Source organism: Verrucomicrobiota bacterium, from assembly GCA_016871675.1.
Classification (GTDB): Bacteria; Verrucomicrobiota; Verrucomicrobiia; order Limisphaerales; family VHCN01; genus VHCN01.
The window spans coordinates 18,676-32,244 of the sequence record VHCN01000036.1 but is presented as its reverse complement, the minus strand read 5'-3'; the positions used below and the strand labels follow the sequence as shown (position 1 = coordinate 32,244).

Below are 13,569 nucleotides of genomic sequence, written 5' to 3'. Positions count from 1 at the left end.
CTGCTCACGCATCCCAAGGTGAAGGCCGTCTCCTTCGTCGGCTCCACGCCCATCGCGCGTTACATCTACGAAACCGGCACCAAGCACGGCAAGCGGGTTCAAGCCAACGGCGGCGCGAAAAATTACATCGTCGTCATGCCCGATGCCGACGTGCCGAAGACCGTCGAGGCGCTCTCGACCGCGGCGTTTGGCTGTGCCGGCGAACGCTGCATGGCCGGCTCCACCGCCATTACCGTCGGCGCTGCCGCCGATCGTTTGCTCCCGACGCTCGTGGACGCCGCCCGTGCCATCAAGGTCGGCCGCACCGACCGCCCCACGCCTCAGCCCGACATGGGCCCTGTCATCACCGCGCAACATCGCGAGCGCGTGATGAGCCTCGTCGCCGCCGGCGAAAGGGAAGGCGCGAAAGTCATCTGCGACGGGCGCGGCGCGAAAGTCGCCGACGCGCCGAACGGCTTTTTCCTTGGCGCAACCATCGTGGACCAGGTTGAGCACGGCACCGCGCTCGCGCGCGAGGAAGTCTTCGGCCCCGTGCTCAACGTCATGCGCATGGACGACCTCGACCACGCCATCGAACAGGCGAACAAGTCCGCCTTCGGCAACGGCGCGGCGATTTTCACCAACTCCGGCAAGGCCGCGCGCGAGTTCAAGCACCGCGTCAAGGCCGGCATGGTCGGCATCAACGTCGGCGTGCCCGCGACGATGGCGATGTTCCCGTTCACCGGCTGGGACGAATCCTTCTTCGGCGACCTGCACATCCAGGGCCGCGAAGGCGTGCAGTTTTTCACGCAGCAGAAGGTCGTGAGCACGCGGTGGTTCGGCGAAGGGGTGGGAGATGTTTGGAAGAAATGAACTGATGCCTGCGAATCACGCGGATGACGCGAAATGAGATTCTCCTTCGCATCATTTCGCGCAGTTAGCGGGCAAATCCTATGAGCCTCCTGATCAAGAACGGTGAGATCATCACCGCCGACTCGCGCTGCGTCGCCGACATCTGGTGCGAGGGCGAAACCATCACGCGCATTGACCGCGACATCGCGCCGCCGCCCGGCGCCGAGGTGATTGACGCAAAGGGCAAGTTTGTCTTTCCCGGTTTCATCGACCCGCACGTCCACATTTACCTGCCCTTCATGGGCACGTTCGCGAAGGACACTTACGAGACCGCCAGCAAGGCCGCGCTCGTCGGCGGCACGACGACGCTCATCGAAATGTGCTGCCCGTCGCGCGGTGACGACGCGCTCGCGAGCTTCGAGCTGTGGATGGGCAAGGCCGCCGGCAAATCCGCGTGCGACTTCACGTTCCACATGGGCGTGACGAAATTCGACAGCGGGACCGAAGCGCAACTGCGCGAGATCGTGAAGCGCGGCATCAGCTCATTCAAAATCTTCCTCGCCTACAAGGGCGCGTTCGGCGTGGACGACGCGGAACTCTACCGAACGCTCAAACTCGCCAAGGAACTCGGCGTCATCGTCACCGCGCATTGCGAGAACGAGACGCTCGTGGCCGAGCGCTGCAAGGAACTGACCGCCGCCGGCAAGACCGGCCCCGGCTTCCACGAACCGAGCCGCCCCGTGCAGGTCGAAGCCGAGGGCGTGCATCACTTGATGACCTTCGCCGAACTCACCGGCGCGGCGACTTACATCGTCCACTTGAGCTGCAAGGAGGCGCTCGATCAGGCCATCGCTGCGCGCGCGCGCGGCGTGCGCGTCGCGGTCGAGACGCTCATCCAATATCTCGTGCTGGACAAAACCTACGCCGAGCAGCCGGACTTCGAGGGCGCGAAGTTCGTCATGTCTCCACCGCTGCGCGACAAGCGCAACCAGGACGTGCTCTGGAACGGCCTGCGCGACGGCCTCGTGCAAACCGTCGCCACCGACCACGCGCCGTTTGATTTCCGCCAGCAGAAAGAGATGGGCAAAAATGATTTCACGAAAATCCCCAACGGCATCCCGTCGCTGGAAGAGCGCGTCAACCTGCTCTACACGCACGGAGTGAAAACGGGGCGTCTCGACCTGCACACGTTTGTGAATGTCGCGAGCACACAGGTCGCGAAGCTCTTCGACCTCTTCCCGCGCAAAGGCGCCATCCAATCCGGCGCGGATGCCGACCTCGTCGTGTTTGATCCGGATTATCGCGGCACCATCTCGGCGGAGACGCAGTTGATGAACGTGGACTACAGCGCGTTTGAGGGCTGGCCCATCGAGGGCCGGCCAAGCGTCGTGACCGTTCGCGGCGAAGTGTCGGCGCGCGATGGGAAGTTCGTCGGCAAGATTGGGCGCGGCCAATTCCTCGAACGCACTCCGAGCCGCTGAATGATTTCCCGCAACGTCAAAGTCTTCCCGTCCGGGACACCGTTGCCCAAGACGGAGCAACGGGCGTGGAAACTTGCCGCCGTTGCCACGGACTCCGCGCCCGCCCTGCCCGAGGTCGCGGCGATGGTCGTCAACCGCGTCATTGACAACGCCGCGGTCGCCATCGCCGCCATCACGCGCGCGCCGGTCGCCCAGGCGCGTTCGCAGGCCGGCGGATGAGGCGCGCCTTCTCATTCGCAAACGCGATTGCTAGAATTGTCACATGTCCAACCCCGCCGAGACTTCCAGCCCTCCGGGGTCGGGCCCGGAGCTTTCGGCAAGCAGCCTTTGCAACGCGGACCTCGCGCCCGTCACGCAGGCGCAGCGTAAATGGGGAATGTTCAGCTTCGCGGCGCTTTGGATTTCGATGGCCGCGTGCATCCCGACCTACATGCTCGCGTCGGGGCTTGTGGACCCGAAGATCGGGATGAGTTGGAGGCAGGCGATTTTTACGATCTTCCTCGGCAACCTCATCGTGCTCGTGCCGATGGTGCTCAACGCGCACGCCGGCACAAGATACGGGATTCCGTTCCCGGTCTATTGCCGGGCCGCGTTCGGGACCGTGGGCGCGAACATCCCGGCCGTCCTCCGCGCGCTCGTCGCGTGCGGCTGGTTCGGCATCCAGACGTGGATTGGCGGCAGCGCGATCTTCAAGATCCTCGCCGTATTCGCGCCGTCCATCGCGACCGGCACACCGCTCCCGGCGCTCGGCATCTCGTTCGCACAACTCGCGTGCTTCCTCTTGTTTTGGGCGGTCAACCTGTGGGTCATCTACATGGGGATTGATTGCATCCGCTGGCTGCTGAACATCAAGGCGCCGCTGCTGATCGCGCTCGGTCTCGTGCTGCTGGCGTGGGCGCACCGCGAGGCCGGCGGCTTCGGGCCGATCCTCGCTCAGCCGTCGCTGTTCGACGCGGGCCAGCCGAAGCAGGGGCAGTTCTGGAGTTTCTTCTTTCCCGCGCTCACGGGGATGGTCGGTTTCTGGGCGACGCTGTCGCTGAACATCCCTGACTTTTCACGCTACGCAAAATCGCAGCGCGACCAGGTCATCGGCCAGGCGCTCGGGTTGCCCGCGACGATGGCGCTCTACTCGTTCATCGGCGTCGCCGTGACCTCGGCCACGACGATTATCTTCAAGCAGACGTTGTGGGATCCGGTGGATGTGCTGACCCGCTTCACGAACCCCGTCGTGCTGATCACCGCCATGGTCGCGCTCTGCATCGCGACGCTCGCGACGAACATCGCGGCAAACGTCGTCAGCCCGGCGAACGACTTCGCGCACTTGTCGCCGCGGCGGATTTCGTTCCGGCTCGGCGGCTGCATCACGGGCGTGATTGGCGTGCTGATGATGCCGTGGAAGCTGCTCGCGAATCCGGAGAGCTACATCTTCGACTGGCTGATCGGCTACAGCGCGTTGCTCGGGCCGATCGGGGGCATCCTGATCGCGGACTACTACGTGATCCGCCGGCGTGAACTCGACCTCGCGGCGCTCTACAAAGCTGACGGGGCGTATCGTTACACCAACGGCTTCAGTTGGGTTGCCATCGCCGCGTTCGTGCTTGGCGCGGCGCCGAGCCTCCCGGGCTTCCTCGTGCAAGTGAAGCGCCTCAACCCGGACCACGTTCCCGCGCTGCTGGCCGGGATGTTCCACTACGCATGGTTCGCCGGCTTTGCGATTGCATTCATCGCCTACGTTGGACTGCGAAGACTTTTCCCAAACAAGTAAGCCGCCCTCGCGGCACACATCCCATGGATACCATCCCCCTCCCGCCCTGCGACCACAAGCCCCGGCCTTACACCGGTCCCACCGCGGACGAAGTGTTCGCCATGCGCAAGCAGTTCCTCAGCCCGGCGATCTTCCACTACTACAAGAAGCCCCTCATGATCGTCGCAGGCCGGGGGCAGTGGCTGTTCGATGAGAAGGGGCGGCGTTATCTCGACGGATTCGGCGGCATCGTGACCGTGAGCGTCGGCCATTGCCACCCGGACGTCGTCGCCGCGGTCCACGCGCAGAACGAAACGCTCCAGCACACCACGACCATCTACCTGCACCCGAACGTCGCCCTTTACGCGCGCGACCTCGCGGCGAAGATGCCCGGCGAACTCAAGGTCGTCTATTTCGTGAACTCCGGCTCCGAGGCGAACGACCTCGCGCTGCTCATGGCGCGCGCGGCGACAGGCAACTACGACGTCATCGCCCTGCGCAACGGCTACCACGGCGGCAGCCAGTCCACGATGGGCCTCACGTCGCACAGTTCGTGGAAGTTCAACGTGCCGCACAGCTTCGGCATCCAGCACGCGCTGATGCCCGACACGTATCGCGGCACGTTCGGCGCGAACGACCCCGACGCCGGCCGCAGATACGCCGATGACGTGAAGAACCTCATTCAGTTCGGCACATCGGGCCAAGTCGCGGGGTTCATCGCGGAGACGATTCAGGGCGTCGGCGGCGCGGTGGTGCTGCCCGACGGTTATTTGCGCCGCGCTTACGAGCACATTCGCGCCGCGGGCGGCCTGTGCATCGCGGACGAAGTGCAGTCGGGCTTTGGCCGCACCGGCACGCACTACTGGGGCTTCGAGACGCAGGGCGTCGTGCCCGACATCGTCACGATGGCCAAGGGCATCGGCAACGGCTGCCCGCTTGCCGCCGTCGTCACCACGCCCCAAGTCGCGAAGGCCCTCGCGACGCGAACCCATTTCAACACGTTCGGCGGCAATCCCGTGACGACCGCGCAAGGCCGCGCGGTGCTGCAAGTGATCGAGCGCGAGAAGCTGCAGGAAAACTCGCTGAACGTCGGCGCGCACCTCAAGTCCGGCTTGCAGAAGCTCGCGGTCAAGCACGCGCTGATCGGCGACGTGCGCGGCCTCGGGCTGATGCTCGGCTTGGAACTGGTGAAAGACCGCTCGACCCAGGAACCCGCGCGCGAGCAATGCGCCGCCGTGCTCGAAGCCTGTCGCGACGCCGGCCTGCTGCTCGGCAAAGGCGGCTTCCACGGCAACACCCTTCGCATCAAACCCCCGATGTGCATCACGCGCGCCGACGCGGATTTCATGGTGCAAGTGCTGGATGCAGCCCTGGGCCTCGCATGATCTTGCGGCCGCAACTTGGCGGAGGTTTCTTTGTTTGACCGCAACACCGGTCTGGCTACTCTCCCGCGACAACCGAGCCATCCAGAATTCAACCGTCATGAGCACCACTCCTCCGCCATCGAGTCCCGCGGCCGGCAACCGCCGCGGCTTTATCAAGAAGTCCGCCGCCGCCGCCGCCGCCGCCGCCGTCGTGAATCCCTTCAAGACGCCGGTCTACGGCCAGAACAAGGCGCCGTCCACCGGACGCGTCATCGGCGCGAACGACCGCATTGTGATGGCCTACATCGGCACCGGAAGCCGGGGCACATCGCACATCAAGGACCAGACGAAATTCATGAAAGACAACAACATCGCGCAGGCCGCCGTATGCGATGTCTTTCAGAAGCGCGCCCATGCGGCGAAAGCGCTGATCAACGCCTCCGACTCCGATGTCTACAGCGACCACCGCCAGCTCCTCGAACGCAAGGATGTGGACGCCGTCCTCGTCGCCTCGATCGACAACCACCACGCGCAACACACGATCGACGCCATCGCGGCGGGCAAGCACGTCTACTGCGAGAAGCCGATGACGCGCTACCTGGACGAGGCGTTCCAAGTGTATGACGCGGTGAAGAAGTCCAAGAGCGTGTATTGCGTCGGTTCGCAGGGTTGCGCCGATCCCAAGTGGCACAAGGCCGCCGAGTGGATCAAGGCCGGCAAGCTCGGCCCGCTCGTGTGGAGCCAGGGCAGTTTCTGCCGGAACAACTACCCGAAGAGCGAGTGGACCTATCCGATCGACAAGGACGCCACGCCCACGACGCTCGAATGGAACCGCTGGCTCGGCCGGGCCAAGAAGGTTCCATTCACGCCCGAGCACTATTTCTCGTGGCACAAGTTCTACGCCTACAACTCCGGCATCATCGGCAACCTCCTGCCGCACCGCTTCTACCCGATGATGCTCGCCACGGGGAACCCCGAGTATCCGCGCCGGGTCGTCTGCACCGGCTCGCGCAAGATATCGCTCGACCGCGAAATCACCGACACCACGCACATCCTCGCGGAGTTCCCAAGCGGCTTCACGATGCTGGTCGCCGGCAGCACGGTGAACGAAGTCGGGCTGCCCGACACCTTGCGCGGCCTCAAGGCGACACTCTCGTTTGCGTCGAGCCAGAACAAGGTCGAGCTCAAGCCCGAGCGGCCGTTCACCGACGAAATGGAGACGGAAGTCTTCCAAAGCGAGCTGCCGACCGACCGCACCGAGCGGTTGCACGCGGACTTCTTCACGAGCATCCGGACCGGCAAGAAACCCCTGGCCGACATCGAGCTTGCGATCCGCGGGCAGGTCGCGCTGTGCCTCGCCGAGATGGCCGAGCGGCTCAACCTCACGCTCCTCTACGACGAAAAGACCCGCGCCATCAAGACCGGCGACGGCAAGGTCATCCCGCCTTTGAGCTACGAGACCGAGCCCAACGTCCCGCGTCCGACGCCCGTGACACCGGCTTGACCGTGGCTTTGTGCGCGAGCCCGGGCGGGCGACGACCGCCCTGCACGCACTGGTGCTGCGCGAAATGAACTGTCGCGCGCGGGGCTGGCGCACATAATCAGCGCGTGCGGCCCACTCGAATCACCCACCTGTTCCCGACGTTTCGCGGCTTGGGCGGCGTCGAGTCCGTGCTTCGGCACCACCACGCGCATGACGCGCGGCATTCGCTGGATTCCACGTTCGTGATCTACCACGAAGGGGAAATGCCGCCCGTGGAGAACGTCGCCTTCCTGGGACTGCATGGCCGAAGCACGCTCGGCTGCGCGCGCGAGCGTCTCCGCAAGGCTTGCGAGGCGGCATCTCCTGAAGTGGCAGTCTGGCACGGGATGTGGGCCATGGATCATCTGGCAGGAATGGATCAGGCCGCACGACGAATCCTGGTTCAGCACGGGGACGTTCCGGCCCTCGAACGGTTGCTTTCTCGCGTGGGCGCATTGCTGGACGGCGTCCTCTGCGTGTCTCCCACGCTCGTCCCGGTCGTGCTTCGGAGCGTGCCCGCGCTCACGGCGGATCGCGTGCTGGCGGTTCCCTATCCGATTTCGCCGTCCGTTCAGGATTCGCCCCGGCGGAAGGGAGCCGGCAAGCCGTTCGTGATCGGGTATTGCGGCCGCCTCATCGTGGAGCAAAAACGCGTGGACCGCTTCCCGGGCCTCTGTGATGCACTCGATCAGACGGGATTGGAATATCAGTTCGAGATTCTCGGCGATGGTCCGGAGCGGGTTGCGCTCGACCGGCGGTCCCCAAGCAACCGGCGGGTTGTTTCCCACGGCCGACTTGAGGGCGCCAGTTACTGGCGCGTGTTGAGGGGATGGGACGCCATCATCTTCACAAGCGACTACGAAGGGACGCCGATTGCGCTGCTGGAAGCGCTGTCCGCAGGCGTGGTGCCGGTGTATCCGCGGATTGCCAGCGGCGGGGACGCTCTTGTCGCTGGCATTGCGGATGGCCTGCTTTATGAACCGGGGCGCATGGATCAAGCCGCGGCGACCTTGGCACGACTTGCGACGTTGCCCGAGCCTGAGTTCGCCGAGTTGCGCGGGCGATGTGTCCGCGCCGCCGAACCGCACACGGGCGACGACTACCTGCGGCTCTTTGGCGCGTTCGTCCGCCACATCGCAGACGCGAAGCGCGTCTCCTCGGCGGGGACGCGCCGGCTTCCGGCGGTTTTCGATGCGTGCTCGTTCGACACGCTGGAGTGGTTGGGAGATGTCCGTCGCGGGATTGCGCGGCTGTTCCGGTGAAAGAACCCGGGGGCAGCGACAACCTACGACTTCACCGCAAACGCCAGAGACGTATCCCGGATGCGCGTGGGTTTGTAGGGGCACCCGAGCAGGAAGCGCACAACATCCGGGTCCGCGACCGCGCAATCGTGCCACGTGATGATCCCACCGGGGCGCAGCATCCGCCAGCCCTTCTCGGAGTCGTTTCGGACGTATTCGGCGTTGTGGGCGCCGTCCACGAATACAAAGTCGAACTGACCCGCATGCGGTTCGGCGTCGAAGGTCGCGGAATCCCGGGCGATGAAAGTGATTCGCGGCTTCAAGTCCGGAGGCACCAGGGATCCCTTGCCCGGCTCGCTCGCGATGGCGGCGTCTTTCGGGATGGAAATCGGAAAGCGGCTGGACGCATCCGACTCCGGCAGATCGAGTGTGAACATGCGGCTGTCGGCCGGGAGGTTGAGTGCAAACTGCGTGATCGACACGCCTTTGTAGGTCCCGAACTCAAACACCGCCGTGGCATTTGAGCGCTTCATGAGCAACAGGAGACAGACCGATTCGAGGACGGAGACGGACGCCTTGGCCGTGGGAAACAGCGCGAGCGTGGCCCGCCATTCCGGGCCCGACTCCGGCAGCAATTCATTGACCGTCACGGTGGGAAACCGGAGCAAGTCCACCGAGCGGTCCGACACCTCGGCGCTCGCGGCGAGCGCCGTGCCGAGCACATGCGAGAGCCGCCTCGGGTTTGTGCAAACGATCCGGACCATCCGTCCGCAGAGCCGTGCAGCCTTGTGTAGCGAGTGCATGTGGCGGCGACGATACGTTCGCGGCGCGCCCGAGGGAAGCCTGCGCCCCGCCCCGCTCACGCAGCCTTGGCCTTCGACAAGATCGCGATCACCACCCGCTTGCCGAACGCCGTGGTTTCTTCGCAGCGCAATGTCGCCGCACCGCCGACCTCGGCGGCAAGTGACACCGATCTTCTCCCGTCGCTCACGAGCAAATCTCCGCCACGAACGTCGAAATTCCACTGATGCAGCCCCGTGTATCCCTCGGCCAATCCCTCGTTGGCGAAGTGCCAGAGATAGACGTGTCCGCCGGGCTTGACGACCTCGATCATCTGCCGGATGGCGGCGACAGGGTCGTAACTGTGGTCCAAGGCGTTGCTCGAGTAAGCGAGGTCAAACTCGCCGCCCTGGAACTGCTCCCGCAGTTTCTCGCCATGTGCGGCGGTCGTCTCGATCGGAGGCCTCAACCCAAGCCGGCCAAGCATCGCGCGGTATCGATCCGCGAGCGGATCCACGGCGGTGATCTTCAACTCGCGCCCCGGCCAGCGCTTCCCGAGCGTTGTCAGTGGCCCGGCGCCGACGTCGAGCACGCGCACGGAGGCGCCCGGGGGCGCGTTCACGAGCGCCTGCAACTCGGGCTGGAACTCCGAGGCGGGATCCATCCGTTTGCGAAACTCCTCCGGCAGCCAGTGCCGGCCCTCTTCCGCGAGGGCGCGCTCCCAGAACTGAACCTCGTCGGGCAATGCGGATCCCCAGTCCCCACCCAAGAAGCCGAGCCTTCGAAGGGCTTTCGTGCGCAGGGCCACCGCGTGCCTCTTGGTGGCACGCGCCGCGGAACGGAGCTTTCCCGCGATCTCGTCACGGAGCGGTCGTTCCAAGCCAGTGAGAAACAGAAGCGCGATCGTCGCGGGTGCCAGCACGCAGGCACCAACTACGAGCCGTCCGGGTGCCGGCAATCCGCGCGAGAGGAGCCAGGCCACCACCGCCAACGGCACCGCGACGCAGGCAAGCCGCGCCATCGGCCGCGACCAATCGACGACGACGTCCTTCCAAGGCAGTTGAAAGAACTCCATCGTGCGCCACAAGCCATACGGCAGGCTCAACGTCGCGGTGCAAAGGACCGACAAAAGCACCATCGCCGTGATGCCGCCCTGTGGGACGAAACCCAGGGAAAGAATGACGAACACGAGACCTTCGATCAGATAGAGATAGCGGAGGAAACCGAAAGCCTTGGCCTGCCCTACCAGGCCGACATGGCAACGCGTGATCACCGTGAGCACCAGCCAGAGTGCGAGCAGTGCGTCGTTCGTGACAGGCCAGCCCGCCTTGCCCTTGAGCCACACTTCCACGAAGGACTGGTTGCATGCCGCGAACAACACGCCCGCGGCCACGGCCAGCGACGCTGACAACATCACGAGACTGCGAAAACGATGCCGGAGCCGTTCGATCTCACCCCGCACGATCATCTCGGCCAGTGCCGGGGTCGCGTAGTCAAAGACTCGAAAGACAATCTGCTGCCCGAGCGCAAAGGTGCGAGTGCAGACAGCCCACACCGCGGCCGCGTCCAATCCGAGCAATCGTGTCACAAGAATGGTCTGGCTTGCGTGGATGAACTGGGCGCCCAAGAGGAACAGGAACACATCGCGGCCATAGTCGAAAAGTTCCCGGAACCGGTCCCACGTGGGCTTGCCCCACATTCCGGCCGTGGGCAGGAGCCCGAGCTTCGCGCACGAAGCCCACGAACACAGCGACCCCAAAAGCCAGCCGGCACCCTGCCCGAACAGCAGGCTGAACACACCCGCCCCACTCTCGAAAGCCACCCACGTGACGGCGAAATTCAGCGCGAACGCGGCGGTCTGGGCGTAGTTGCTGATGTCATTGCGCTGATGCGCCGCCAGCACGAAGTTGAACGTGCGAGTCAGGAAAGACGCCGCAAGCAGCGCTCCCTGGCCGACGGTCAACCAGAGCAAGTCCACGCGAAGTTCACCGGGCACCCGCAGCAAGTCTCCGAGCCCAAATCCCAACCCGACGCTCATCCCGAGAATGAGCAAGCCCTGCACTGCGCTGACCAGCCACAAGGTCAGCAGGACGCTGCCATATTCGCGCCCGTCCCGCCGGTCCTTGTAGTCCACGAGGATGCGCGACACGCCCGAGATTCCGAAGTCGATGAGGGCGATGTAGCCCGCAAGCTGCGCGGTGAGCGCCCACAAGCCAAACTCCGGCCGTGTCAGGTGATGGAGCGCGAGCGGGATCGACGCCAGCGAGAAGGCAATGTTCGCGCCCATCAGGACGTAACCCGAGGCCAGGGACTGGGCAAATTGGTTGAGCCGCGACATGGCGTGGACGCGATGCAAAAGGAAACACAAACCAGCCGCTCGCTGGCGAACCAAATTCAGCGTCGCTGCCTCACGCGCCCGGCCGCACGCGGGTGGCATCCATGGCCTCGCGGTAAATCTCCATGTGCCGCGCCGCGACCAGATCGGGCGAGAAAAGCCGGCGCGCACGTTCCCGCGCAGTGAGCGCGAGCTGCCGGGCCATGGCGCGGTCCACGATGAGACGCCGCACCGCGCCGGCCATGGCCCGCTCATCAAGCGGGTCAAAGAGCAAGCCCGTCACTTCCGGCTCGACGAGTTCTGGAATGCCGCCCGCGGTGCTCGCGGCGACGGGCACGCCCGCTGCCATCGCCTCGAGGACGGCCATCGGACAGTTGTCCTCGATCGACGGCAGCACGAGCACCGAGGCCTCACGAAGGAACGCCTGCAACTGCGGGCGCGTCGCGTAACCCGCATGCCGCGCCCACGGCCGCGCCTGCAGCAGGCGGAAGAATTCCTTCACATACGGGTCTCGCCCGGGCGCGAATCCGAGGCAGACAAGCTCGAACGCGTGCTCCGCGGCGAGCGGGTCCAGTGCCCCCAGCAGGCGCGCCGAATTCTTCAAGTGAGAAATGGTTGCGACGCACAAGACGAGCGGCCGCTCGCGGGGCGACGGCACAACATCGAAGAAACTTCGATCCACGGCGTTCGGCACGCACCACATCCGCCGCGCCAGCCGCGCCACCTGATGCTCCGTGTGACGGGTGAGGCAAACCACGCCGTGCGTGCGGCGTAACGCGATGGATTCAAGCCGCGCCGTCAGCCATTGGAACGAGAGCGGGCGTGCGCGATGGACCCGCGCGATGGCGCGCATGTTTCCGTGCACGGTGACGAGGTTTGGAAACCCCGACCAACCCGCAGCCAGCGCGCAGTAACGCTCGGTGCCCTGCCCGTGGACGATGTCCGGCCGGATCGCGCGCAACACGCGACGCACGGCAGTGACGCATCCGATGTATCCACCGCGCATCCAACCCCACGAGCCCACTTCGACGAGGCGGAAGCTCACGTTCGGCGCAAGCTTCGCCGGCGCGCGCATCGGCCGGTGGGTGCAACTGACGACGTGGACTTCGCAATCGCTCCGCGATGCGAGGCCCTCCAGCAGCGCCGAAGGAGCCGGGCCAAACTCGGGTTCGGCCTGATCCCACCGGTGGAATTCGTCCCGGTTGTCCGGCACGACCATCGCGATCTTCATCCGACCCTCCGCTCGGGCGGCGTTGGGGCGAGGACCGTCTGGTAAACCCGGAGATACGCCTCGGCGACGGCGCGCCACGAGAGCACGTGAAAGGTCGGGCCGGGTCCGCGACGTGATTCGGAGTGAAAGCGCGCCAACTCGCCGGCGACGGCCTCGGCGCTTCCAAGGCCGACGAACCTCGCGCGCTCTACTCCGTCATAAACCCGCGCCGCCCACGGCAGGTCGGGCAGAAGCAACGGCAAACCCGTGGCCGCGGCCTCGTGAACCGCGATGCAACCGCTCTCGAACTGGCTCAGCAGCGCGAAACCTCGCGCGGACCGAAGCCGCGCGAACTTCACTTCCTCAGGCACAAAGCCCTCGTGCCGCACGAATTTGCCATCCACAAGCGCGCGGAACTGCCGGAAATACTCGTCGTCCTCCGAATAGGGCCGTCCGAGAAACAAGACCGGCACCTGCGCGATCCGCGCAGCCTCGGCCAGCAACACCGAGTTCTTGCGCGCCGTGATGGTGGCGACAGACACGAGGTAATCTTCCTGCGGGGCGGGGGCCTGCAGTTCTTCGAGCGCGCGCGCTTCGATGCCTTGTGGGATGATGTGCCCCCGGTCGTGGCGCGCCTGGAACAGATACTTCGCGACGTCCCATTCGATCGACGTCGCATAGATCATCGCATCCAACTCGCCGTAGCAGTCCCATGCAAGGCGGTTCGTGAGGCCGCCGGGCGTGGCGCGCGCGGCGCGAATGAGGAGTCTCTGCGCGAGGAGCGCGGGACGACTCCGCGACGCGGTCTGGTCAAGGTTCTCGAACATCACTACGCGGCGGCCTTTCAGGCGGGCTTGACGGACGTGGCCGACCGTCGGTGGCCGGCCGAAGTAATGGAGGATGTCAGCCTGTTGCGCCGCGTCCCACCAACGCTCCGGTTCGACGGCGACACCGAGCGCGCCGAGTTCGCGCATCAACGCCTCGACTTGCGTCTGCACGCCGCCGTGCGCCAGGGCGAACGGCAGGTTGTGCGAGAAGATGACTTTCATCGCAGGAACGCC

General features: G+C 65.2%; 11 protein-coding genes. 7 read left to right on the top strand and 4 right to left on the bottom strand.

The genetic code is table 11. From position 1 onward, the window contains the following. The 7 genes from FJ386_09280 to FJ386_09250 form a co-directional block, all read left to right on the top strand. The coding region (locus FJ386_09280; protein ID MBM3876895.1) for an aldehyde dehydrogenase family protein at positions 1–852 on the top strand (852 nt) is incomplete at its 5' end. Between the two features lie 80 nt (positions 853–932). Beyond that, a complete protein-coding gene (hydA, locus tag FJ386_09275) occupies positions 933–2,312 on the top strand; it encodes a dihydropyrimidinase (protein MBM3876894.1) in 1,380 nt (459 codons plus the stop codon). Continuing rightward, a complete protein-coding gene (locus tag FJ386_09270) occupies positions 2,313–2,531 on the top strand; it encodes a hypothetical protein (GenBank protein MBM3876893.1) in 219 nt (72 codons plus the stop codon). It begins immediately after the preceding gene. A 43-nt stretch (positions 2,532–2,574) separates the two neighbouring features. After that, complete coding sequence (locus FJ386_09265; GenBank protein ID MBM3876892.1) at positions 2,575–4,077, top strand: NCS1 family nucleobase:cation symporter-1; 1,503 nt, start codon at positions 2,575–2,577, stop codon at positions 4,075–4,077. A 23-nt stretch (positions 4,078–4,100) separates the two neighbouring features. Then, the gene (locus tag FJ386_09260) at positions 4,101–5,441 is read left to right on the top strand and encodes an aminotransferase class III-fold pyridoxal phosphate-dependent enzyme (GenBank protein ID MBM3876891.1); all 1,341 of its coding nucleotides are present in this window, start codon (positions 4,101–4,103) and stop codon (positions 5,439–5,441) included. 97 nt (positions 5,442–5,538) lie between these two features. Continuing rightward, positions 5,539–6,924: a Gfo/Idh/MocA family oxidoreductase gene (locus tag FJ386_09255; protein ID MBM3876890.1), complete on the top strand. Its 1,386-nt coding sequence runs from the start codon at positions 5,539–5,541 to the stop codon at positions 6,922–6,924. Between the two features lie 104 nt (positions 6,925–7,028). Then, on the top strand, positions 7,029–8,204 hold the full coding sequence (locus FJ386_09250) for a glycosyltransferase (protein ID MBM3876889.1): 1,176 nt from the start codon (positions 7,029–7,031) through the stop codon (positions 8,202–8,204). 23 nt (positions 8,205–8,227) lie between these two features. On the opposite strand, the gene FJ386_09245 is transcribed toward FJ386_09250, so the two are convergent. The 4 genes from FJ386_09245 to FJ386_09230 are packed head-to-tail and all read right to left on the bottom strand — an operon-like array spanning position 8,228 to position 13,557. Further along, entirely contained in the window at positions 8,228–8,986 is a 759-nt protein-coding gene (locus tag FJ386_09245; GenBank protein ID MBM3876888.1) for a class I SAM-dependent methyltransferase, read from the bottom strand. 56 nt (positions 8,987–9,042) lie between these two features. Next, the gene (locus tag FJ386_09240; GenBank protein MBM3876887.1) at positions 9,043–11,400 is read right to left on the bottom strand and encodes a methyltransferase domain-containing protein; all 2,358 of its coding nucleotides are present in this window, start codon (positions 11,398–11,400) and stop codon (positions 9,043–9,045) included. Further along, on the bottom strand, positions 11,372–12,529 hold the full coding sequence (locus FJ386_09235; protein ID MBM3876886.1) for a glycosyltransferase family 4 protein: 1,158 nt from the start codon (positions 12,527–12,529) through the stop codon (positions 11,372–11,374). Before FJ386_09235 ends, FJ386_09240 begins: the two co-directional genes overlap by 29 nt. Continuing rightward, entirely contained in the window at positions 12,526–13,557 is a 1,032-nt protein-coding gene (locus tag FJ386_09230; protein MBM3876885.1) for a glycosyltransferase, read from the bottom strand. The genes FJ386_09235 and FJ386_09230 overlap by 4 nt, the downstream gene beginning before the upstream one ends. Between the last annotated feature and the right edge of the window lie 12 nt (positions 13,558–13,569).